General features: G+C 49.2%; 23 protein-coding genes and 1 riboswitch. Of the genes, 10 read left to right on the top strand and 13 right to left on the bottom strand.

What is annotated here, in order from left to right:
- Positions 1–137: 137 nt before the first annotated feature.
- On the bottom strand, positions 138–1,511 hold the full coding sequence (locus RSA72_RS06485) for an ABC1 kinase family protein (protein ID WP_332623278.1): 1,374 nt from the start codon (positions 1,509–1,511) through the stop codon (positions 138–140).
- Between the two features lie 158 nt (positions 1,512–1,669).
- A complete protein-coding gene (locus RSA72_RS06480) occupies positions 1,670–1,972 on the bottom strand; it encodes a hypothetical protein (protein ID WP_332623279.1) in 303 nt (100 codons plus the stop codon).
- A gap of 201 nt (positions 1,973–2,173) precedes the next feature.
- Between RSA72_RS06480 and RSA72_RS06475 the strand changes: the two genes are divergently transcribed.
- From RSA72_RS06475 to RSA72_RS06460, 4 genes are all read left to right on the top strand, one after another.
- Entirely contained in the window at positions 2,174–2,554 is a 381-nt protein-coding gene (locus RSA72_RS06475) for a lysozyme inhibitor LprI family protein (protein ID WP_332623280.1), read from the top strand.
- 90 nt (positions 2,555–2,644) lie between these two features.
- On the top strand, positions 2,645–3,655 hold the full coding sequence (prmB, locus tag RSA72_RS06470; protein ID WP_332632895.1) for a 50S ribosomal protein L3 N(5)-glutamine methyltransferase: 1,011 nt from the start codon (positions 2,645–2,647) through the stop codon (positions 3,653–3,655).
- Positions 3,656–3,668: 13 nt separating this feature from the next.
- Positions 3,669–4,763 (top strand): chorismate synthase, encoded by a 1,095-nt coding sequence (aroC, locus tag RSA72_RS06465; RefSeq protein ID WP_332622214.1) that lies wholly within the window; start codon positions 3,669–3,671, stop codon positions 4,761–4,763.
- Positions 4,764–4,876: 113 nt separating this feature from the next.
- On the top strand, positions 4,877–5,428 hold the full coding sequence (locus RSA72_RS06460; protein ID WP_332622213.1) for a GNAT family N-acetyltransferase: 552 nt from the start codon (positions 4,877–4,879) through the stop codon (positions 5,426–5,428).
- A gap of 136 nt (positions 5,429–5,564) precedes the next feature.
- On the opposite strand, the gene RSA72_RS06455 is transcribed toward RSA72_RS06460, so the two are convergent.
- Entirely contained in the window at positions 5,565–6,374 is an 810-nt protein-coding gene (locus RSA72_RS06455; protein ID WP_332622212.1) for a hypothetical protein, read from the bottom strand.
- 139 nt (positions 6,375–6,513) lie between these two features.
- A riboswitch (glycine riboswitch) is annotated at positions 6,514–6,602 on the top strand.
- A gap of 149 nt (positions 6,603–6,751) precedes the next feature.
- On the opposite strand from RSA72_RS06455, the gene RSA72_RS06450 reads away from it, so the two are divergent.
- Positions 6,752–7,996 carry a D-amino acid dehydrogenase gene (locus RSA72_RS06450; protein WP_332622210.1) on the top strand — a complete coding sequence of 415 codons (1,245 nt, stop codon included), beginning with the start codon at positions 6,752–6,754 and terminating at the stop codon, positions 7,994–7,996.
- Positions 7,997–8,116: 120 nt separating this feature from the next.
- Here the strand turns inward: RSA72_RS06450 and RSA72_RS06445 are convergent, their stop codons facing one another.
- Positions 8,117–8,479 carry an MmcQ/YjbR family DNA-binding protein gene (locus tag RSA72_RS06445; protein ID WP_332622209.1) on the bottom strand — a complete coding sequence of 121 codons (363 nt, stop codon included), beginning with the start codon at positions 8,477–8,479 and terminating at the stop codon, positions 8,117–8,119.
- A gap of 41 nt (positions 8,480–8,520) precedes the next feature.
- Positions 8,521–9,171 (bottom strand): A1S_1983 family putative colistin resistance protein, encoded by a 651-nt coding sequence (locus tag RSA72_RS06440; protein WP_332622208.1) that lies wholly within the window; start codon positions 9,169–9,171, stop codon positions 8,521–8,523.
- Between the two features lie 100 nt (positions 9,172–9,271).
- On the opposite strand from RSA72_RS06440, the gene ispF reads away from it, so the two are divergent.
- Positions 9,272–9,760, top strand: coding sequence for a 2-C-methyl-D-erythritol 2,4-cyclodiphosphate synthase (gene ispF / locus RSA72_RS06435; RefSeq protein ID WP_332622206.1), 489 nt, complete (start codon positions 9,272–9,274; stop codon positions 9,758–9,760).
- Here ispF and RSA72_RS06430 read toward each other — a convergent pair.
- From RSA72_RS06430 to RSA72_RS06420, 3 genes are all read right to left on the bottom strand, one after another.
- A complete protein-coding gene (locus RSA72_RS06430) occupies positions 9,748–10,272 on the bottom strand; it encodes a protein tyrosine phosphatase family protein (protein ID WP_332622204.1) in 525 nt (174 codons plus the stop codon). The two genes, ispF and RSA72_RS06430, sit on opposite strands and share 13 nt — an antisense overlap.
- 76 nt (positions 10,273–10,348) lie before the next feature.
- Positions 10,349–11,440: a 3-deoxy-7-phosphoheptulonate synthase gene (locus tag RSA72_RS06425; protein ID WP_332622203.1), complete on the bottom strand. Its 1,092-nt coding sequence runs from the start codon at positions 11,438–11,440 to the stop codon at positions 10,349–10,351.
- 126 nt (positions 11,441–11,566) lie between these two features.
- Positions 11,567–12,475: a sulfite exporter TauE/SafE family protein gene (locus RSA72_RS06420; protein WP_332622201.1), complete on the bottom strand. Its 909-nt coding sequence runs from the start codon at positions 12,473–12,475 to the stop codon at positions 11,567–11,569.
- A 369-nt stretch (positions 12,476–12,844) separates the two neighbouring features.
- Between RSA72_RS06420 and lpxB the strand changes: the two genes are divergently transcribed.
- Positions 12,845–14,023: a lipid-A-disaccharide synthase gene (lpxB, locus tag RSA72_RS06415; protein WP_332622200.1), complete on the top strand. Its 1,179-nt coding sequence runs from the start codon at positions 12,845–12,847 to the stop codon at positions 14,021–14,023.
- 46 nt (positions 14,024–14,069) lie between these two features.
- Here the strand turns inward: lpxB and RSA72_RS06410 are convergent, their stop codons facing one another.
- On the bottom strand, positions 14,070–15,008 hold the full coding sequence (locus tag RSA72_RS06410) for an AraC family transcriptional regulator (protein ID WP_332622198.1): 939 nt from the start codon (positions 15,006–15,008) through the stop codon (positions 14,070–14,072).
- 194 nt (positions 15,009–15,202) lie between these two features.
- On the opposite strand from RSA72_RS06410, the gene RSA72_RS06405 reads away from it, so the two are divergent.
- Positions 15,203–16,402, top strand: a complete 1,200-nt coding sequence (locus RSA72_RS06405) for an alkane 1-monooxygenase (RefSeq protein WP_332622196.1) — start codon at positions 15,203–15,205, stop codon at positions 16,400–16,402.
- A gap of 119 nt (positions 16,403–16,521) precedes the next feature.
- Here RSA72_RS06405 and RSA72_RS06400 read toward each other — a convergent pair whose 3' ends face one another.
- From RSA72_RS06400 to RSA72_RS06385, 4 genes are all read right to left on the bottom strand, one after another.
- Positions 16,522–17,286: a DNA translocase FtsK gene (locus RSA72_RS06400; RefSeq protein WP_332622195.1), complete on the bottom strand. Its 765-nt coding sequence runs from the start codon at positions 17,284–17,286 to the stop codon at positions 16,522–16,524.
- Positions 17,273–18,064 (bottom strand): PP2C family protein-serine/threonine phosphatase, encoded by a 792-nt coding sequence (locus tag RSA72_RS06395; RefSeq protein WP_332622194.1) that lies wholly within the window; start codon positions 18,062–18,064, stop codon positions 17,273–17,275. Before RSA72_RS06395 ends, RSA72_RS06400 begins: the two co-directional genes overlap by 14 nt.
- A 241-nt stretch (positions 18,065–18,305) precedes the next feature.
- Positions 18,306–18,899, bottom strand: coding sequence for a Maf family protein (locus tag RSA72_RS06390; RefSeq protein ID WP_332622192.1), 594 nt, complete (start codon positions 18,897–18,899; stop codon positions 18,306–18,308).
- On the bottom strand, positions 18,899–19,282 hold the full coding sequence (locus RSA72_RS06385) for a DUF2237 family protein (RefSeq protein WP_332622191.1): 384 nt from the start codon (positions 19,280–19,282) through the stop codon (positions 18,899–18,901). The genes RSA72_RS06390 and RSA72_RS06385 overlap by 1 nt, the downstream gene beginning before the upstream one ends.
- A 138-nt stretch (positions 19,283–19,420) precedes the next feature.
- Here RSA72_RS06385 and RSA72_RS06380 point away from each other — a divergent pair, with 138 nt between their 5' ends.
- Both RSA72_RS06380 and RSA72_RS06375 read left to right on the top strand, forming a co-directional pair.
- The gene (locus RSA72_RS06380; RefSeq protein ID WP_332622190.1) at positions 19,421–20,608 is read left to right on the top strand and encodes a phosphoglycerate kinase; all 1,188 of its coding nucleotides are present in this window, start codon (positions 19,421–19,423) and stop codon (positions 20,606–20,608) included.
- A gap of 189 nt (positions 20,609–20,797) precedes the next feature.
- Complete coding sequence (locus RSA72_RS06375; RefSeq protein ID WP_332622189.1) at positions 20,798–21,073, top strand: hypothetical protein; 276 nt, start codon at positions 20,798–20,800, stop codon at positions 21,071–21,073.
- The last annotated feature ends 156 nt before the right edge of the window (positions 21,074–21,229 follow it).

Genomic DNA, 21,229 nt, shown 5'->3' with positions numbered 1-21,229 from the left:
TCAGAGACAAACGGCAGATGGGCTTCTATTTTTCTAATTAATCAGTTGATTTGAAATGAAATAAAAATTGAATATCTGCAGGGGGATCAAACGGAAATTGACCTGAATGACCAAAGCCATTCAGGCCTTGCAAAGGCTTAGCGGTACTGCTGAATCATTTTTCTGACATTGGTTTTGGCTTCAATGACGGTCATGAATGTATAGGCGCCGATGAATTTCCGGCTGATGAACATGAACTCTTTCGGCGGAACGCTGAAATAGCGGGACGCCATTGATTTGGATGTCTGCTGCATGACACGGCTATGCAGCAGGCTTTTTTTCCAGTCATAGCGGTTATGCTCATCCATCACGCCGGCGGGCAGGTCGGGGTTGTTTTCTAAATGGCTGAATGCCTCTGTTGCCAGCAAAAACACCTTGGCCATATCCGGCTTAATGCTTTGCGGAATGGAGTCAAAGAAATCGTAGCCAGTCATGGCGGCCACCATTTCGGCAGCGCTGTGGTTGTAGCCGGCAAAGATTAGATTGCGCGCAACATTAAGCAGGTGCTGGTCAAACTGGCGGATGGCGCCAAAGTCCAGCAGCACGATTTTATCATGCACATCTGCACCGTTGCCTAAGCGGACGAGGTAATTACCGAAGTTTGGATCTGTCTGCATTTCACCCCATTCAAACAGCTCGCGCACAGCAATTTCCAGAGAAGCTTCGCCCAGGGCATTGCGGCGTTCTTGCGGCAAAGACAGCATGACCGGGCTGTTAATCGGCACGCCGCGTTCAAAAGTCATGCACAGCACTTGATCGGTGCAGTAATCATCAACAATCTGCGGCACAATGTAGCGCGGATCGGTTTTTAAGCGCGACGCGAAACGGCGGGTGGTTTCAGCCTCAATTTTATAATCCACCTCGCGGTGCATCATCTCGCGGACTTCGTCAAACCACTGGTCGAATTCGCGGGTTTGCGGCACCATGCGGGTCAGCTTCAGCATGTTTCTGAACAGATTCATATCGGAGTCTATGGCATCGGCCACACCCGGATATTGAATTTTCAAGACAATTTCCAGACCGTCAGATTTGCGGGTTGCGCGGTGGACTTGCGCTAAGGATGCGGTGCCTAAAGGTTCATGGTCAATGGTCAGATCATTGAGTTTTGCGCCCAGGTGCGCCTGCAGCTGCTCTTTAATTGCCGGCCATGCCAAAGCCACCGTCTGGTTATTCAGCGTATTTAAGGCTTGCGTGATTTCTTCCGGTAAAAAGTGTTCGCCATACAGTGCCATCATTTGACCAATCTTTACAATTGAGCCTTTTAGCTTGCCAATTTCGGCAACCAAATAGTCGGCCTGCTCTTTCATGGCTTTTTTGCGTTTGCGTTCTTTTTCTTCCTCACTGGAAAAAATAGACGTTGCATTTGAAGCCGCCCAGCGCGTTCCTGCAAGTAAAGATGCTTTTGCAATCGATAAGCGTCGATCCATAGAAGAAGTTTTCAGTTGTTTAAGCTTATCGTTCTGATCTGACATGTAAACTAAATCCTTTAATCAGCAAATAGCAGAATAATTCATTGTAGCGAATCTTACCGTGTCTTAGCGTATTAAAAAAGTTCAACATGCTGAATAACCAGTAAAGTTATGCAGCGCTCAGGCTGAAATGCAGCGGCGCTTGAAGCGGCCGGGGCCGGCTACAGGTTGAATTTAATTTTCATCTCGGTTTTCTGCTGCAGAAACTGCCTGTTGGCCTGTATATGCTGGCAGATTAAGACCTGTACAGACGCATGCATGAAGCCATGCGCATAGCCTTTGACAATGATAATGCTGGGCAGGCTGAAAAACAGGTGTTTTGCGTCTTCGGCCGTGGCGGTTTCAAAAATGCCGTTATCCACCAGCATCTGCTGAAAATGCAGCTTTTCTTTGATGACTTGGGGATTCAGATCATTCCAATAGCTGTGGCGCATGGCCATCAAATTATTGTGTTTATAGCTCATAAGTTCAAACTGGAAAGCAGCGGGCAATGAGCTGGATAAGATTGGGGCAGGCGGCCTGATTTCAATGCCGGCGCAAAATTCAGGCTGTGTGCTAAATTCCGGTTTTCCATTATAGGATTCTGCATATGATTGCTGTACTATTCTGTGAAACACAACAATAGCTTATGTGGAATTTTGCCGCTTCTGAGGCAAGGGGATTGTATGAAACTGTTAAAGCCGATTTTATTTTGCTTGGCTGCTGCTGGCGCTGGGCATGCTTCAGCCGGCGGACTTTCTAAAGAATACCGGCAGTGCATGAATGCCACTTATGGCGATACAGATGTGATTCAAAAATGCCTTAAAAAAGAATTGAAAATTCAGAATGAGGATCTGGAAAAATATTACAAAAAATACCTGAAGAATGCGGGCGCTTATGAAGAAAATTATAAGACCCAGCACAGGCTTTGGGAAAACCGGATGAATAAAGTCTGCTATTTTAACAGCAATTCAGTGCATGTCGCGATCCGCCAGGCCAAATGCGTTTTAGGCATGACTTCAGAGCGCGCAGGCTATTATGAAAAGAAAACTTCAGCTTTTGAATAATTGACTTTTATCGGCATGAAAGCGTAAAAAAACCATGAAAACTAAGGTATCATAAGGCGTTTTAAAAATATGACCTTGGAGACGCCTTAAGTGGATCGACCGACTATTAGCCCTGAGCATTTGCAGGAAGCCGCTGAAAACTTAACTACCATCCGCGATTTTATCCGTTTCGGTGTTTCAGCATTACGTCAATACGATGCACACTTAGGTCAAGGCACAGAAGATTATTTTGCTGAAAGTTCTGCGCTGGTGCTGCAGACTTTGTCTTTAGACTGGAATGCCGATTCAGAAATTTTAGATGCAAAAGTTTTGCCAAGCGAAGCTGCCGAATTTCTCGCTTTGCTGGCGCGCCGCATCAATGAAAAAGTTCCAACCTCTTATCTGCTGAATTTGGCTTATTTCTTCGGCAAGCCGTTTTATGTTGATGAGCGCGTGCTGATTCCGCGTTCACCGATTGCCGAATTGATTGAAAACCGTTTTGCGCCTTACTGCCTGGATGAAAATGGCCAAGCGCGCGAAGCTGCCAACAACTTGCCGGAAAACCCGAATCCAAAAACGCCACAGCGCATTTTAGACATGTGCACCGGTTCAGGCTGCATCGCCATTGCTTTGGCTTATGCATTCCCGGATTCTGAAGTGGATGCCACAGATATCTCCAAAGAAGCGCTGGAAGTGGCTTCTATCAACGCGGAACATCATAATAAGCAGTATCAGGTGGCTTTGCTTGAGTCTGATTTGTTTGCCAAAATTCCCGCTGAAAATCAATATGACTTGATCGTTTCGAATCCGCCGTATGTGGATGCGGAAGACATGGCGGATTTGCCGGAAGAGTTCCACCATGAGCCGGAACTGGCGTTGGCTGCGGGCCAAGATGGCCTGGACCTTGTGCGCAAAATGCTGGCGCAGGCTGCGGACTACTTAACTGAAGACGGCCTGATTGTGATTGAAGTCGGCAACTCGGAATGGGCGATGAAGCAGAACTTCAATACCGTTGATTTCTACTGGCTGCAGTTCCAGAAAGGCGGCACAGGCATCTTTGCTTTAACTGCAGCGCAGTGCCGCAAATTCCGCGATTTATTCATTCAATCTGTTCAAGCATAAGGAGCAGCTGAGCATGGCCGGTAACAGTATAGGGCAGCTTTTCCGCGTAACGACTTGCGGTGAATCTCATGGCGCAGGCCTAATGGCGATTGTGGATGGTGTTCCTCCCGGCCTTGCACTGAGCGCAGAAGACCTGCAGCAAGACTTAGACCGCCGCAAGCCAGGCACCTCTAAGTTTGCAACGCAGCGCAAAGAGCCGGATGAAGTGGAAATCATTTCCGGGGTATTTGAAGGCAAAACCACCGGGACGCCGATTGGCCTGCTGATCCGCAATACAGATCAGAAATCGAAAGATTACGGCAATATCGCGCAGACTTTCCGCCCCGGCCATGCAGATTATACCTATACGCAGAAGTACGGTTTCCGTGACTACCGCGGCGGAGGCCGTTCCAGCGCGCGCGAAACCGCAATGCGTGTGGCAGCCGGCGCAATTGCGAAAAAGTATTTGGCGGAAAAGTTCGGCATTGCTATCCGCGGCCATGTCACGCAAATCGGCACTGAAAAAGCTGAGAAGCTGGACTGGAATGAAGTGCCGAATAATCCATTTTTCTGCGGCGATGCCGATGCAGTGCCGCGTTTTGAAGCTTTAGTGACTTCACTGCGTGAACAGGGCACCAGCTGCGGCGCGAAACTGGAAATTCTGGCAGAACAAGTGCCAGTCGGCTGGGGCGAGCCGGTCTTTGACCGCCTGGATGCCGATATTGCGCATGCCATGATGTCCATCAATGCGGTGAAAGGCGTTGAAATTGGCGACGGTTTTGCCGTTGCGGAACAGTTTGGCCATGAAACGCGCGATGAACTGACTACGGACGGCTTCTTGGCGAATCATGCCGGCGGCATCTTAGGCGGGATTTCTTCGGGTCAAACGATCCGCGTTGCGATTGCGCTGAAGCCGACAGCGTCTATTACGACACCGGGAAAAACCATCAATATCAGCCGTGAAAATGCAGACGTATTGACCAAGGGCCGCCATGACCCTTGCGTGGGCGTGCGCGCTGCGCCAATTGCTGAAGCGATGCTGGCGATTGTGCTGATGGATCACTTTATGCGCCACCGTGCGCAGAATGCCGATGTCGCTGCACCATTTGCGCCGATTGAGCCGAAGTAAAAAGTTTTGATCAGAAAGCCAGGCTGAATGTCTGGCTTTTTTTTACCTTGTTTTTCAATCAGTATGTTAGATCAGCTGTATAAGAACAGTATTAAAAAAAAGGAGAGCAGGATATGCAACTGAAATTCAGGCTGGCGTGCCAGAATGATCTGCCGTTTTTAGTCAGCCTGATCAATGGGGCTTATCGAAGCGGCGGTGCAAAGAGCTGGACCAGTGAACTGAATATTGTGGCAGGTCAGCGCATTGACTTGAACCAATTGCAGCAGGCTTTGGCGCAGCCGGATTTTGAACTTTGGCTGCTGGAGCGTGAGCAAGCGGATGTTTCTGAAGTGCAGGGCTGCATAGGGTTAACTTTGAATTCAGAATCTGCAGAAATCGGCACATTTTGTGTTGACCCCAAGGCGCAGAATGCTGGCTTAGGGCGCAAGCTGCTGGCATTTGCGGAAGCATATATTCAGCAGAATCATCAAGCCATCAGGGTTTTAGAGATGCATGTGCTGCATGTCAGAACTGAACTGATCGCATTTTATCAGCGCTGCGGCTATGTTCAAACGCAGGAAATCGCAGCTTATCCCGTCAATGCCAATGTCGGCCAGCCTTTGCTAGCTTTGCATTTAGTGCATTTGCAGAAAGAGCGGAGAATGCAAGGCTTTGCCGAAGCCTAATGTCATTGCCTGAATTGCGCTGAGATTCCGGCGGGCTGCAGCCAAATCAGCCAGTTGCGCCTTGCAGATTGTTCAGGAAGTTATTCAAAAAATTATTCAGAAAACTTGAGTCAATGAAGGCTTTGCCGCTGCATTCCTAAAAATGCAGCGCCTTAATTTTAGCGGACAGCTGCAGTTTGGCTTGATCGATCAGCGCGGGATTTGTGGCAGCGGACAGCGCAGAGGCATCTTTTTCACCCAGAAAATATTTAATGCGTTCCGCATTGGCGCCGGAAGGATGCGGCAAGCCGTCAAGAATCTGTTCAGGCTTTAAATAGCCTAAGCAAGACAGGAAATACAGCACTTCAGTCACGCTCTGGCCAAAGGGAATATAAACAGCGCTGGCCAGCTGCGCGGTTTCCGGCAGAAAATAAGCTTCTATATGCTGTTTCAGAAATTCATTTTTCAGCATGCCGGGCGAGGAGCCGGCATAGTTTTTCCCTTTGACCAGAATGCATTGCCTCAGCACCGAGGTCATATGCACCAGCGCCTGCTGCTCATCAAACAGCGCCTGCGCGCTTGGAATGCCTAATTTATGCTGCAGGCCAATATGGTCTAAAATTTTCACTAAATTTGCGCGGATCGGCCCGCTGAACGCGCCGGCAGCTTTGGCTTGCTTCAGCACTGCATCAGCCGGCAGGCCCTGTTTCAAACCGTCCTGTGCAGACTTCAGCGCATTGCGCCACTGCGCCTGACCGGGGCAGATGCCGGCTAAAACGACCTTAGCTTCTGCATTGACGGCATCGAAAGGCGTATAGAAGCTCTGCAGATTGCCGGCCTCGCCCGTCAGCAGCAGCTCAGACTGGGTCAGCTCATCCAGTGAATGCTTCAGAATGGTGCCGGAAAAATCGCTCAGGGTGCAGGCGTGCATATGTGGCGCTTCAATTGCAGATGAGAATGGCGCCATTTTATGCTTTTTTGCAGCCCTGCATAAGCCATGCGGGCTGCAGGGCTTAAGCATCATGATTGTCGCGGCTGTAAAATAAGCACAATATTTATAAAAATAATGCTAGAAGATGGAAAAAAAATTGCTCATAGTATCTACAGCAATTATTGCAGGAGAGAAGCGCCGTGTGCGCTCGCCGAAGGAGCAAGGCCTCAGGAAACTCTCAGGCAAAAGGACTGCAATAATTCAAACATTCTGGAGAGAAGCGTCTGCAAAATGATGCTCACCGAAGGGGGAAGGTTGGTCAGAATAGTTTCTGATTTCAATTGAAGCTCTCAGGTACCCCGACAGATGAGGCACATCATGATTTGAAATGCTTTGCATTTTAAGGGGTGCGTATGTGTCATATTGCAGTGATCGGTGCAGGTATAACCGGGGTGACAACAGCCTATGAACTGAGCCTGCTGGGCTATCAAGTGACTGTGGTCGACAGGCATTTATATCCTGCGATGGAAACGTCTTTCGCCAATGGCGGGCAGCTGTCCGCCTGTAATGCGGAAGTCTGGAATCAAAAATCGACGGTGCTGAAAGGCATAAAATGGATGGCGCAGAAATCCGCGCCCTTGCTGCTGAACCCGAGCTTCAGCGTGCATAAATATGCATGGCTGCTCGAATTTATGGGCAATATTAAGCACTATCAGGCCAATACCAAAGAAACGGTCAGAATAGCCCTGCTGGCCCGCCAGCGCCTGTTTGAAATTGCCGAAAAAGAACAGATTCAGTTTGATTTGGAAAAGCGCGGCATTCTGCACTTTTACCATACGCAGGCAGACTACGAGGTAGCGGTCCGCGTCAATGAGCTGCTGCGTGAAGGCGGCTTAGAACGCCATGCGGTAAGCAATGCGGAAATAAAATCCATCGAGCCGAGTTTAACCGGCGACTATTACGGCGGCTTTTACTGCCCGGGTGATGCAACTGGCGACATTCATAAATTCAGCTCGGGCTTAGCGGCGGTTACTGAAAAACTTGGCGTGACTTACCGCTTTGGCATGGAGGCATCGGCGGTTCAGCCGCATGAAAAAGGCGTCAGAATCCAGCTGAAGCCCAGCGATGAAAATATGGAACAGCCGGAAGATGCGGTTGAAATGCTGAATGCAGATGCCATTGTGATCTGCGGCGGGGTCGGCAGCTATCAGCTGGCGGAAATGCTGGGAGACCGGGTGAATGTCTACCCGGTTAAAGGCTATTCCATTACGGTTGAGCTGAAAGATGATGCCAGCCAAGCGCATGCGCCGTGGGTCAGCCTGCTGGATGAAAGCGCTAAAATTGTCACCTCCCGGCTGGGCGCAGGCCGGCTGCGGGTTGCAGGAACGGCGGAATTCAACGGCTATAACCGCGATATCCGTGCAGACCGCATACAGCCCTTAACCGATTGGGCAAATAAAAATTTTGAGCTTTCTACCGAGTTTGTGGTGCCTTGGGCCGGCTTAAGGCCAATGATGCCGGATATGATGCCAAGAGTAGAGCGCGGCAAGCGGGAAAGGGTATTTTACAATACCGGCCATGGCCATTTGGGCTGGACGCTGTCCGCAGCTACAGCAGCAATGATCAGCCAGCAGGTTGCACAAAGCCATCCCATATAAAGCGCTTCAGCATTGCGCAGGGCCTATGAAATTCTGCAGCCTATGAAAATAGGCTGCTAAAGAGTATTTTTTGATCAATTGCTGCGGTTTGCATTAGCTGCAGTTTTAAGCTTGCGTGCATCAGCCGGAAGAGGTCTTTTTCTTTTTCGGAACCGTTTTGAGGATTAATGCATAGGAGTCTTCAACTAAATTTTTCACTAACTCGGCATGAATTGCGTCACCGGGATAAATGCTGATCCAGTGCTTTTTATTCATGTGATAGCCGGGTTTGATGCTGGGGTAAATGTCCCGCAGCATCACGGCGTTGTCCGGCGCGCATTTTAAGGTCACAATCCGCTGGCCCTGATGCTGCGAGCAGAGCAGGAAAACTTTTTCAAAGGCCTTATAGGCATCCACCCCGGGGCCGAAAGGCTGTGAGCATTCCGCGCCCATCAAATGCATCGCCGCCGCTTCAGCAGTTTTTTTGATTTGCTGATCATTCATCTGCAGTTATCCTGTTAAAAGGCCGAACGGAGCAGCGCCTGCTAGTCGTACAAGCGGTAAATTCCGGCAAAGCGGCCGCAGCCTTTTTGCGAAGTTTTTACCGCCAGCAGCGCTTTGCTGTAGCTGAACTGGTATTTGCAGTCGTGTTCATTGTCCGTAATCTGGCTTTTTTGATCCGGCGTGGTATAGGCTAAAAAAGGAATGGCCTGCGCCTCGGCGCGGTTATTTGGGCTACGGTAGGCCAAGCCTTCAATTTTAATCCGGTCTTTGCTCAGCTGATGCACTTTCATATGCACCTGCGGCTGGGCAAAATGGCCATTTTCAAATTTCAGATAATGCTGCGTCAGGCTCTGGTTCAAAGACACAAAAATATTCAAGTCATCCGCGCGCAGATCAAGCTGCTGCTTAAAGCAGCCCATGCTTTTGCACTGGCGCATGCGCTGCATCCACATCTGCTGCGTATCCTGCACAATGCGGGCAGGCGCGTCCGTCACCAGCAGCGCGGTAAGATAGAGATTATCCAAATGCTTGCGCTGTTCAGCAAATTCAGCCGAGCAGATTTTGTGAAGGGAAGCGCTGCCGGCTGCAGTGCAGCTGATTGCTTCCGCATGCGCCGCATTGGCGCACAAACAGCCAATGCCCAAGCCAAATGCAAGGGTTTTGATGATATTTATATCGGTTTTCAACAGCATGATCGCTTATACTTTCACTATGTTGCGCTTGCCCTAACTATAGCGAAATAGAAAGCGTGAATACAAGATTTCAACCGTTTATTTCTGAAGGAAGAATGCCGTGGCTGCACAAATTAGAATCGGTCAAGGACTGGATGTACATGCTTTTGAAGAAGGCGACTTTGTAACGCTGGCCGGCGTTAAAATTCCGCATACGCATGGCTTGAAAGCGCATTCAGACGGCGACGTCGTCCTGCATGCGCTGTGCGATGCGCTGCTGGGGGCCTTGGCTTTAGGCGACATCGGGCAGCATTTTCCGGATACTGACCCGCACTTTAAGGGCGCAGATAGCAAAGTTCTGCTGAAGCATGTTTATCAGCTGATTTTAGACCGCGGCTATGTGCTGAATAATGCCGATATTACTGTGGCCTGCGAACGCCCAAAACTGGCGAAGCACAATCTGGAAATGCGCCAAAGCATTGCGGATGTGCTTGATGTAGAAGTTACGCAAATCAGCGTAAAAGCCACGACAACTGAACAGCTGGGTTTTACTGGCCGTCAGGAAGGCATTCTGTCAATGGCGACGGTGCTGATTGCTCACGCGAAATGATTTGGATTGATTAACGACAGCTGCAGCTCCTGGGTGGATTTGCGCCCTTGCAGCTGCAGTGAAACGGCGTGGATCAGTCCTGTCCAGGTTTCATTCGGTTGCCAAACCTGATGCATTAAATCCTGCGCCGCCGGCAGATCGGCATTCATATAATATTGGCGGTATAAATACATCAGGCTGCTGGCGCGGAAGTTTTTGCAGCAATGCACCCAAACCATCTGTTCCTGCACCAAATGATCAATCATGTCTAAGGCCAGCAGGCATTGCTCATCAGAAGGCAGGTCCCATGAAATCGGCAATTGAATATAGTTCAGGCCCAGTTCCAGGCAAATCCGGTCTTCATTGTCCAAATGCTTGCCGGCATCCGTCAGCGCCAAATTGATGACCGTGGTTACGCCGTATTCTTTAATTAGCTGAAGCTGTTCAGCAGACGGCTGCCCAGATGTAAACAAGTGCTCATGAATAAACTGGAAGTTTTCAATCTGGCTTAAGCCATTTTCAATATCATTCATAACATTATTTTTGCTTTCAAGTCATACAGCAACTATAAAGTAAAAACGCCATCTTGACGATGGCGTTTTGTAGCTCTTAACGGTTTGGCAGGACGTCCTTGAGTGCCTCATGCATTTCCAGCAGGGCTTTTTCGGTGGTTTCCCAGTCGATGCAGCCGTCTGTGACGGATTTGCCGTATTCCAAATTATTGAGGTCTGCAGGAATGTCCTGGCGGCCGCCTTTCAGGTGGCTTTCCACCATCAGGCCGACAATGGATTTATTGCCGTCCAAGATTTGCTCGGTAATATTTTTCAGCACCAGCGGCTGCAGGTACGGGTCTTTATTGGAGTTGGCATGGCTGGTGTCAATCATGATTTTGCCGCTGACTTTGGCTTTTGCCAGCGCTGCTTCCGCGTCCGCGACTGAGCCTGCATCATAGTTCGGCTTGCCGTTGCCGCCGCGCAGCACAACGTGCGCATAAGGGTTGCCGCTGGTGTGAATTACAGACACTTGGCCCTGATCATTCAGGCCCAGAAAGCTGTGGCCGTGCTTAACGGACTGCATGGCATTTGTCGCTACAGTCAGTCCGCCGTCTGTGCCGTTCTTGAAGCCGACAGGCGAAGACAGGCCGGAAGACATTTCACGGTGCGTCTGGCTTTCTGTTGTGCGCGCGCCAATAGCAGACCATGAAATCAGATCCTGATAATACTGCGGCGAGTTCGGGTCCAGCGCTTCAGTTGCGCAAGGCAGGCCTTTTTCATTCAGTTCAAGCAGCAATTGGCGGCCAATGCGCAGGCCTTTTTCAATATTGAACGAGTCATTCATGTCCGGGTCATTAATCAGGCCTTTCCAGCCCACAGTGGTGCGCGGCTTTTCAAAATAAACCCGCATGACCACATAAATTGAATCTTTAATTTTGTCACTGAGCGTTTTTAAGCGGTCTGCATATTCATGCGCCGCTACGGTGTCATGAATTGAACATGGGCCAATGACAATGAATAAGCGCTTGTCTTTGCCGTCCAGAATATTGCGGACGGTTTCGCGGCCTTTTAAGACCGTTTGATAGACATTTTCAGTCAAAGGCAATTCTTTTTTGAGCTCTGCTGGCGTTACAAGGGGCAGAATGCTTTTCACATTCACATCATCGATATCTGATTGAGTAATTTGGTTTGACTGTTGTGTATTCATTGCCGTCACTGGTTGTTCATACAAAAGGTTGTTTCATGGCCCGAATATAACATGAATGCAGCACTGCATTGTTATAAAAAAGATCAATAATTCGGTGAAAAAAAAGTGATGAATCGTATGGATAATTTAAACATTCACGCTTTTTTCTGCTGAAGCTGCAGCGCCGGGCAGCACATAGGCCGCAGCCGGTTTTGCTGCAGGCTTGGCTTTGATCGGATTGATCATGAAGTTCAGGCCTAAGGCAAACAGGGTGATGCCAAGAATTTTGCGGATCAGTTTTTCCGGCAGGCGGGAACTGATGAGCGTGCCGACGATAATGGCCGGAATGGAGCCGCACAGCAGCCAGCCCAGCAAATGAAAGTCTACATTGCCTGAAGTCATATGGCCTATGCCTGCGACAAAGGTCAGCAGTACGGCATGCACCACGTCAGAGCCGATAATCCGGATCATCGGCAAGTTCGGGAACATTAACACCAGCGCCATAATGCCGAATGCGCCTGCGCCGACAGAAGACAGCGTTACAAATACGCCCAGAATAATGCCCATGAAAACAATATAGGCGCGCTTGGACTTGGTTTGCAGGCTTTCCTTTTCATAATCTGAGGAATAATCCACCAGCGCGTCTTTATTACGGATTTTATTAAACAGCGCCTCAATCTGCGCGCGGAATATAATTGAAACGCCCGTCAGCGTCAGCATGAAGCCCAGCACCATGGTTAAGACCATTTTGTAATTTGCCGACTGGCTTAAATAGTTGTCCAGCACCCAATGGGTTGCAAATGATGCGGGAATGCTGCCGGCGGCCAGCCAGATCACAATGGGCCAGACGATATTCATTTTTTTGGCATGCACCAGAGAGCCGCAGAATTTTGAAATGGCGGCATACAGCAAGTCGGTGCCAATCGCAATATGCGGTTCAATCCTGAATAGGCTGATCAGGATTGGCGTCATTAGGGAGCCGCCGCCGACACCGGTAATGCCGACGCAGAAGCCGACCAAAACACCGGCCATAATAAATTCGAAAGGACCAAACATGGAGATATGCCAAATATCATAAACGTGCATATGTTATGACTTTTTAATATAAGCTGTTGTCTTGATTGTTGATTTGCTTATTCTAAAAAAAGATAAAGCGCGGCGGGGCATCAGCTCCGCTGCCTGTGCGCTTAAAGCAGGTATTGCGCTTAGGGGGGGACACAATACAGGCTGCTTCAGGCGCTGCTGAATCCATTGGCTTGCGGGCATAATGACCCATTAAAAATGGCGGGATGCGCTTGATCATTCAGTATTTTACAATCGCAGTTTGTCCGTTTTCAAAAGCTTAGCGCGAAGACATTCAAACGGAATGGATTATGTTAAAATGCGCGCAAGCTTAAATGCGCCAGCGTCATGAGGATAAAAAACTTGCAAAACCGGAAGCTTAAAATTGGAATCGTTGTGGGTGAAGTATCGGGCGATACCTTGGGCGCCAAGCTGATCCGCCGCTTCCGTGAGCAAGGCATTGATGCTGAGTTTGAAGGCATTGGCGGCCCGCAAATGATTGCGGAAGGCTTTAAAAGCTATTATCCGATGGATATTCTTTCGGTGATGGGTATTGTGGAAGTGCTGAAAGACCTTAAAAAATTATTTGCGGTGCGTGACGGCTTGCTGGACAGATGGACTGAAAATCCTGTCGATGTGTTTATCGGCATAGATGCGCCGGATTTTAACCTGCGCCTGTCTAAAAGCCTAAAGCAGAAACAGCTGCCGGTTAAAACCGTGCAGTATGTCAGCCCTTCAGTCTGGGCATGGCGCCAAGGCCGCGTGCACGGCATTAAAGCCAGCATTGATCTGGTGCTGTGCCTGTTTCCGTTTGAAAAAGCCTTTTTTAAAAAATGGGATGTTCCGGCTGCCTTTGTCGGCCATCCACTGGCCAGCCAGCTGCCGCTGCAGAACCCGATTGCGGAAGCCAAAGCGGAATTGGGCTTGAACGCAGACCAAAAGCATATTGCCTTGCTGCCCGGCAGCCGGCGCGGTGAAATTGAGCGCTTAGGGCCATTGGTGCTGGAAGCGGCGCATATTGTGATGCAGAAGCATCCTGAATATGTCTATCTGATCCCGGCCATTAACGATGCGCGCAAACAGCAGATTGAAGCGCTGCTGGAAAAATACCCCGCCGAATTTAAAGCCAAAGTGCAGCTGCTGGAAAACGCTGGAACGGAATCTAAAATTGGCCGCCAGGTGATGAATGCCTCCAATATTGTCGCGCTGGCATCGGGTACGGCAACCTTGGAAGCCATGCTGCTGCACCGCCCGATGGTGACGTTTTACCAGCTGAACTGGCTGACCTATCATGTGGTGAAATTCTTAATCAAAATTCAGTATTATTCGCTGCCGAATATTATTGCCGGCAAAAAAGTGATTCAGGAGCTGATTCAAAAAGACGCCACGCCTGAAAAGTTGGCCGCTGAAATTGAGAAACTGATGAATGTGGAAACCGCGCAGATTCAGGCCATGCAGCATATCACCATGCATAAGCAGCTGCTTTCCGGCAACAGTGAAGATCCTGTTCAGGCCATTTTGAATATTTTAGCGCAGTCCTAAAGCTGCCGCGCCATGCTTAAACTGCATTTTTGCATGCGCGCAGATGTTATGCGTTCCGCTGAAACTGCTGCCGGTACTGGCTGGGCGTAAGTTCAAAACTGCGCTTAAAAGTCTGGCTGAAAGCGGTTTCGGAAGAATAGCCGACTTTATGCGCAATCTGCTGAATAGACAGCTGGCCGCGGCGCAAATGCTGCTGCGCCAAGCGCAGGCGGTGCTGCTGCAGATAGGCCAAAGGCGGTTCGCCAATCATTTGGCTAAACAGATTGGCGAACTTTGAGCGTGACATGCAGCATTGTTCGGCCAAGCTTTCCACAGTCCATGCGCGTTCAGGCTGGCCGTGAATGGCCGCCAAGGCATTTGACAGTTCAGGATCCGACAGCGCATTCAGCCAGTTTTTTGAATCGCTGAGCTGGGCAATATAGTCGCGCACGCATTCTATAAATAAAATGCTGACCAAATGATCGAGGATTTTGTCCCGCCCGGGGCGGATTTGATTCACTTCGACCGCTAAAAACTGCAGGCCGATTTGCAGCCATTCCGGCGCGGTGCTGCTCATAATATGCTGAATATGCATATATTCAGGCAGGGCATTGAACAGCGGCTTGGCCATAATGCTGTCGATATGGCCGCGGATGGCGAGAATCAGGCAGGCTTCATGTTCAGGAAACTGCTCGGATTCCAGCTGGATGGTTTTCTGGCGCTTTTCATCAAACAGCGGGGCAATGTTCAAGACTTGATTAAAAACTGGGCGCTGCGATGCGCTGCAGAAATGATTTTGCCCTGAGGGAATTAAAATTAAGTCGCCGGCTTCAAGCGCAATCTGTTTCTCGCCCGCATGCAGAAGGCACTGGCCCTGCATCATGGCATAGGCAATCATGGCGCCCTGTTCGTGATAGTGAAAGGCCCAATTATTTTCCGCTTGCAAATAAATATATTCAGACTGGTTTAAATGAATATCATCAAAAATCTTACTTAAAGCATCCATGTTTTATCGTTCTATCTTGATTGCATGCAGGCTATGCGAATATCAAAGCATAGCCATTTATGTGTTTTGAGGTCAGTTCATAGCAAAATAAGCCAAAGACTTTTGCAACGTTTTTTTGGACGGCTGCGACTGTTGCTGCATGCGCATTTTTAGAAATAATAAGCATAGAACAAAAAAATAGGGAAGACAGGCAAATGAATGCGCCAGTAAAAGTCAGTGCAGAATTGCAGCAGAATATGCAGAGCGGCCGCCAGCTGGATAAAAAACGCTATGGCTGGCTGCTGAGTCCGGGCCTGCCGGTCATCGGCATGGGGATTTTGGCCGGCTATCACTTTGGCCCAAAAATGAGCAAAAAAATTTTTGCATTAGGCGGCCCGCTGCTGCTACATGTGATTATTCCCGGCATTGATGCCCTGGTTGGCGCAGATGACAACAATCCGACAGATGATGAAATTAAGCTGCTGGTGCAAGACCCGTACTATGACCGCATTGTGAAGCTATTTATTCCTTTGCAGATGGCTGCCAATGTTTTTGCCGGCTATGTGGTGAGCCGCAAAGAGGTGTCATTGTTAGACCAGATTTTGCTGGGCATTTCCATGGGCGCGATTAACGGCGTAGGCGTCAATACGGCGCATGAGCTGTGCCACCGGCCGAATAAAAAAGACCATTACTGGTCGCATGCCACGCTGATGCCGCTGGCCTATAATCATTTCCGCATTGAGCACCCTTATGGCCATCATAAGCGGGCCGCCACGCCGGAAGATCCGGCTTCATCTAAAATGGGCGAAACTTTTTATGAGTTCTGGCCGCGCACGGTTTTTGGCGGGATGAAGTCCGCGGTTGAAATTGAACAGCAGCGTTTAAAGCGCAAAGGGCTGTCATTCTTCAGCTGGGAAAATGAGCTGTTTCATGGCTGGGCCATGAGCGCGGGTTTTCATGCCGGCATGCTGAAGCTGTTCGGCAAGCGGGCTGCGCCGTATTTGGCGGTGCAGGCGCTGTATGGCATCAGCCTGTTTGAAATTATCAACTATATTGAGCATTATGGCTTAAAGCGCGGGCAGAAAGCGGACGGCAGCTATGCGCGCACCATGCCGGAACACAGCTGGAATAACAACAATATTGTGACCAATCTGTTTTTGTATCAGCTGCAGCGCCATTCGGACCATCATGCGTATCCGGCCCGGCCATTTCAGGCTTTGCGCCATTTTGCTGAAGCGCCGGAACTGCCCAGCGGCTATGCAACTCTGCTGATTCCGGCACTGATTCCAGCGCTGTGGTTTAAAATGATGGATCGGCGAGTGTTTGAGCATTATCAAGGCGATTTAAGCAAGGCCAATATTCATCCTAAGCGCCGCGCCCGTATTTTCAAGAAATTCGGATTCAGCGCAGAGTAAGGCAGGAAAGCTAAAGTCTTTGGGTTTAAAAACAGGCTCATGGGAAAATCATGAGCCTGTCCGGATCTATCTGGATGGAATCTCTTTTGAATTTTTCGGATCAATCCGCCTAGGTCAATTTAAAGCGCCGGATTCTGTATTTTCACTTGCGCGCGCTGAAGCGTTTGCGCAAACACAGGGTTCCAGCGCTGATAAGAAAAACCTGTTGATGGATGCTGAATGCAGCAGATGTCGATATGTTCAGGAAGCTTTGGAAGATGTGAGCTTAATGCTTTGCCCAGAACTAAGATAACTTGCGGCGCCAGCTGCTGCACAGTTTCAATAAAAGGCTGCTCTGCAGAAGCCCACATGGCGGGTGTCGGTCTGTCTCTTGGATTCTCAGAAACAAATTCTGGAATGTAATTATAAAAAGCGACGTGTTCCCAAACATCTCCCCGCGTATGGCTGTCCAAATAGCTGGTTTTATCTAAGCCAAGCAGCACCTTAGAGGTTTTAGTAAAGAATGAATGCCTCTCATCCTGCGCCAGCCAGCGGACGATTTCTGTTGTAAAGTCCGGGTGAAATTTGGATGCTTCGCCGTAATGCGATTCTCCAAGCACCAGAACGCGCAAGCCAAAGCGGTTATTGCTTAAATATCTGCTGCCGATCCAAGGCTCAAATTTCTGCGGTGGCGCAGCATGAGGCGCTGCGGTTCTCACAGGATAGCCCAGATTGATTTCAAAAGTTTCCCCGCAAGCCCCGTCTTCGATCAATTGCGCAAGCAGCTGGGAAGCCTGCTGATGTCCAATCAAAAATTGACGCTGCAAATCCGAAACTGAAATATGCTCCAGCTGCTGCAGATATATTTTTGCCTGCGGCAGCAGTTCTTCATTATTCGGCGTCATGTTTTTCTCCTTCTGTTAAACGGACAAGCACCATGCTGGCATTGTCATAAGCTTTGCGTTCTTCGAGCATCTGCTTCATCATCTTCAGCCATTCCTTCAGCGCCATGTCTGCTTGAAGCGCAGGCCACTCATGGCATTCCATCACATCATGCAGGCCGTCTGTGCAGAGCAGCAGGGCATCGTCCGGGGTTAAATATTCTTCCTGCGCAGCCAGTTCAGGCACTTCATGCAATGGGTCAGCGCAAAAATAGTACAGCAGGGCATTGTAGATCGTGGCGTACTGCTCACCGGCCTGCAGCTCGCCATTCAGGCGCAATTGCTCCAAATAATTATGATCGTGCGTCAAGCAGCGCCATTGCTGCGAATGGCTGCAGAACAGGTACACGCGGCTATCGCCTAAATGCTGAATATTCACAAAATTTTGCGGGGATGAATGGCTGACTAAAGCCAAAGTTGTACTTGCGCCATAGTATTTTTCATTATTTGCCAAGCTGCGGTTTAAGTGCTGCTGAAGCGCTTGAAAACTAATGGACTGAGCTGAATGGGAAGCCTGCTGCCACACACCGTCCAAAAGCTGCTGCGCAGCCTGTTCAGCGCCCGGACTGCTGCTGACGCCATCGGCAACAGCCACGCACCAAGGCGCACTGGCTGCGGCATGGCAATGCCGGCTGATCAGCCCATCATGCTGTATGACTTTGCCGTTAATTAAAATAGCGTCCTGCTGGCGGGCTGACCGCGCCCGCCATGTTAAAGCCTGCATTTCATAAACAAGAGGCATGCTGCGAACCTTGGCTTGAATTAGCCTTATTTATAAGCGTTTCAGCAGCGCAGTGCAAGCTTTATTTTTTGTATAAATACTTGAATTATATCAATATTTTTTTATTTAAACATGCTTTACGCTTTTCAGGCGCCGTTCATGGCGGAAAAAGCGCAGAAAATTGCAAAAAAATATTTCAAGGTGAAAAAAAGCACGCACTGCGCGGGCAGTGCGTGCTTAAAATTTAATGACAATCAATAAATTAAGGCACCAATACATTCAACTCGCGTAAAATGCCGCAGAGCTTGATCATCGGCATGCCCATCAGCGTAGTTTGGTCATGGCCGCTCATTTCTTCAAACAGGCTGATGCCGAGGCTTTCACACTTAAAGCTGCCGGCGCAGTGCAGCGGCTGCTCAATTTCAATATAGCGTTCAATTTCCGGCAGGCTGAGCTTGCGGAATTTCACCTTGTAATGCTCCACCAGCGTCTGCTCAAAGCCGGAAGCCGCGTGCTGCACGCTGAGCGCCGTACTGAAATAGACGATCTTGTCTGAATTGGCCTGCAGCTGCTTAATGGCTTTTTCAGGACTCAGCGGCTTGCCGATAAAGATATCCGGCGCGCCTTCACGCCATGCCACCTGATCTGAACCAATCACAATCGCATCGGGATGCTGCCCGGCAATGCACTTGGCTTTTTCAAAGGCTAAGCGTTGCGCCAGATCATCGGCATGGCTTTCGCCACGCGGCGTTTCATCAATATCCGGCACAATAGACAGGTAATCAACCCGCAGGCGGTCCATTAAATCCCTGCGGGTTGGGCTGCTGGACGCCAAAATGATTTTTTGAGTATTCATCACACTGCATATTCCATAAGGACATTAAGCGGCACATAAGACAGTACGGCTTGATGACATGCTTGTAGTTTAATAGGCGGGGCAAAGCCGGCCTGATAGGCTTCCACCCAGCGGGTCACGCAGATGCACCAGAAATCGCCCGGCTGCAGGCCCGGAAAGCCGGCTTCCGGCAGCGGCGTGATTAAATCATTGCCTGTCTTTTGAGAAAAGTTTAAAAACTCAGAAGTCATCTGCGCGCACATTGTATGCTGACCCAGATCAGTCATGGACGTGTGGCAAAAGCCGTTGCGGAAATACCCGGTAATCGGGTCAAAGCAGCAGCTGGCCAAAGGTTCGCCTAAAGCGTTTAAACGGTTGATATTTGGATCTGGATGAATGGACATAAGCACTGCGTCTTTAGAGGGCTTTTACTATGATAGCAAAAGTTTAGCTTTCGCTGCCTTTTCTGCAAAAGAAGCTAACCTTTTTCTGCATAATCATTTAGAATCTTGGCGTTTTGATATCAATGAAGAGAGCTATACATGAACTTTCAGCGTATGACTGACCTCGATTTAGCAGGCAAGCGCGTTCTTATCCGCGAAGACTTGAACGTGCCTGTTAAAAACGGTGTGATTACCAGCGATGCGCGTCTGCGCGCGGCATTGCCGACCATTAAAGCAGCCCTGAAACAAGGCGCAGCGGTTATGGTTTATTCTCACCTGGGTCGTCCTGTTGAAGGTGAACCGAAAGCTGAACAGTCATTGGCGCCAGTGGCGGCTTACCTGACTGAAGCCTTGGGCCAAGAGGTTGAATTATTGACAGATTACCTGAACGGCGTTGAAGTGCAGCCGGGCCAGGTTGTACTGCTTGAAAACTGCCGCTTCAATGCGGGCGAAAAGAAAAACAGCCCGGAGCTTGCAGCCAAATACGCAGCGCTTTGCGATGTATTCGTCATGGATGCATTCGGTACTGCGCACCGCGCAGAAGCTTCAACTGAAGGCGTTGCGCGCTTAGCGCAAGCTGCAGCGGCCGGCCCATTACTGGCGGCTGAACTGGACGCTTTAGGCCGCGCGCTGCAAACGCCTGAAAAGCCAATGGTGGCGATTGTTGCAGGCTCTAAAGTTTCAACTAAATTAGACGTTTTAACTTCATTGTCTGATATTTGCGATCAATTGATTGTCGGCGGCGGCATTGCCAATACTTTCCTGGCGGCGGCTGGCTTCAATGTCGGCAAATCGCTGTGCGAACACGACCTGATTGATACAGCCAAAGCCATTGCTGCCAAAGTTGCTGTGCCGCTGCCGACAGATGTGGTCGTTGCAGATGCTTCAGAAATCAACTTTGATGACTTCCTGGGCTCTTTAGCTGCAGCCAAAGCTGTGGTGAAAAAAGTTGAAGATGTTGCGGACAATGACATGATTCTGGATGTAGGCCCGGAAACTGCGCAAGCTTTTGCGGACATTCTGAAAACTTCAAAAACTATTCTTTGGAACGGCCCGGTAGGCGTATTTGAAGTAGACCAATTCGGTGAAGGCACAAAAACTTTGTCTTTAGCGATTGCTGAATCTGAAGGCTTCTCTATTGCGGGCGGCGGCGATACGCTGGCTGCAATTGACAAGTATGAAGTGGCGGATAAAATCGGCTACATTTCTACCGGCGGCGGCGCATTCCTTGAATTTGTAGAAGGCAAAACATTACCTGCAGTTGCGGTATTGCTGGAACGCGCATAACTTGACAGAAAATCCGGCAGACAATCCTGCGGAAAAAACCTGATAATGAAAGAAAGGCTGGCTTAGATCAGCCTTTCTTTTTTGCAAATCTGATGCGCAGATTTAAGCGATTCATTTTTTAGTCATTAAAATGAAATATATCTGCAATAAAATTCCCTGCAGTTACTCATCAACCTGTAGGAAAACCTGATGAACCTTAAATTGGCACTTGCAGCATTATTAATTGCGCCTTTGGCATTAACAGCATGTTCTAAAAAAGAAGAAGCGCCGAAAGCTGAAACTGAAGCGTCTGCACCGGCTACCGATGAGAAAGTTACGCCAGAACAGCTGGCTGCAATTGATGCATTAGACAAGCCAGTACTGGATGAAAAAAATACTGATGTGCCTGCAGAAATTGCCAATGCGCCTGCAGATGCAGCGACGCCGGATGCTGAAGCGTCAGCGGCTGCGCCGGCAGCTCACTGAGTTTGTTGTTTTTATTTTAAAAGTCCCTGCAAATGCAGGGATTTTTTTTATAAAAGGGCTTTTTGCTGCTGATTTGAAAGCATTGAGCATGTAGAATATGTCGCATTACCTGGGAGGACATTATGGCTCTTATTTCATTGCGCCAGCTCTTGGATC

Source organism: Acinetobacter sp. (genome assembly GCF_036659555.1).
Lineage (GTDB): Bacteria > Pseudomonadota > Gammaproteobacteria > Pseudomonadales > Moraxellaceae > Acinetobacter.
The sequence above is the reverse complement of the archived record's forward strand: the minus strand, read 5'-3'. Positions and strand labels throughout refer to the sequence as shown.

Excerpts from the sequence above, each read along its gene's own strand:
- RSA72_RS06400 (WP_332622195.1), bottom strand. The coding sequence starts at position 17,286 with ATGACGCCGAATAATGAAGAACTGCTGCCGCAGGCAAAAATATATCTG.
- RSA72_RS06460 (WP_332622213.1), top strand. The coding sequence starts at position 4,877 with ATGCAACTGAAATTCAGGCTGGCGTGCCAGAATGATCTGCCGTTTTTA.
- RSA72_RS06375 (WP_332622189.1), top strand. The coding sequence starts at position 20,798 with ATGAACCTTAAATTGGCACTTGCAGCATTATTAATTGCGCCTTTGGCA.
- RSA72_RS06405 (WP_332622196.1), top strand. The coding sequence starts at position 15,203 with ATGAATGCGCCAGTAAAAGTCAGTGCAGAATTGCAGCAGAATATGCAG.
- RSA72_RS06480 (WP_332623279.1), bottom strand. The coding sequence starts at position 1,972 with ATGAGCTATAAACACAATAATTTGATGGCCATGCGCCACAGCTATTGG.
- RSA72_RS06455 (WP_332622212.1), bottom strand. The coding sequence starts at position 6,374 with ATGGCGCCATTCTCATCTGCAATTGAAGCGCCACATATGCACGCCTGC.
- aroC (WP_332622214.1), top strand. The coding sequence starts at position 3,669 with ATGGCCGGTAACAGTATAGGGCAGCTTTTCCGCGTAACGACTTGCGGT.
- RSA72_RS06440 (WP_332622208.1), bottom strand. The coding sequence starts at position 9,171 with ATGCTGTTGAAAACCGATATAAATATCATCAAAACCCTTGCATTTGGC.
- RSA72_RS06450 (WP_332622210.1), top strand. The coding sequence starts at position 6,752 with ATGTGTCATATTGCAGTGATCGGTGCAGGTATAACCGGGGTGACAACA.
- RSA72_RS06485 (WP_332623278.1), bottom strand. The coding sequence starts at position 1,511 with ATGTCAGATCAGAACGATAAGCTTAAACAACTGAAAACTTCTTCTATG.
- RSA72_RS06425 (WP_332622203.1), bottom strand. The coding sequence starts at position 11,440 with ATGAATACACAACAGTCAAACCAAATTACTCAATCAGATATCGATGAT.
- RSA72_RS06410 (WP_332622198.1), bottom strand. The coding sequence starts at position 15,008 with ATGGATGCTTTAAGTAAGATTTTTGATGATATTCATTTAAACCAGTCT.
- RSA72_RS06395 (WP_332622194.1), bottom strand. The coding sequence starts at position 18,064 with ATGCCTCTTGTTTATGAAATGCAGGCTTTAACATGGCGGGCGCGGTCA.
- RSA72_RS06380 (WP_332622190.1), top strand. The coding sequence starts at position 19,421 with ATGAACTTTCAGCGTATGACTGACCTCGATTTAGCAGGCAAGCGCGTT.
- RSA72_RS06445 (WP_332622209.1), bottom strand. The coding sequence starts at position 8,479 with ATGAATGATCAGCAAATCAAAAAAACTGCTGAAGCGGCGGCGATGCAT.
- RSA72_RS06430 (WP_332622204.1), bottom strand. The coding sequence starts at position 10,272 with ATGAATGATATTGAAAATGGCTTAAGCCAGATTGAAAACTTCCAGTTT.
- RSA72_RS06420 (WP_332622201.1), bottom strand. The coding sequence starts at position 12,475 with ATGTTTGGTCCTTTCGAATTTATTATGGCCGGTGTTTTGGTCGGCTTC.
- RSA72_RS06390 (WP_332622192.1), bottom strand. The coding sequence starts at position 18,899 with ATGAATACTCAAAAAATCATTTTGGCGTCCAGCAGCCCAACCCGCAGG.
- RSA72_RS06385 (WP_332622191.1), bottom strand. The coding sequence starts at position 19,282 with ATGTCCATTCATCCAGATCCAAATATCAACCGTTTAAACGCTTTAGGC.
- RSA72_RS06475 (WP_332623280.1), top strand. The coding sequence starts at position 2,174 with ATGAAACTGTTAAAGCCGATTTTATTTTGCTTGGCTGCTGCTGGCGCT.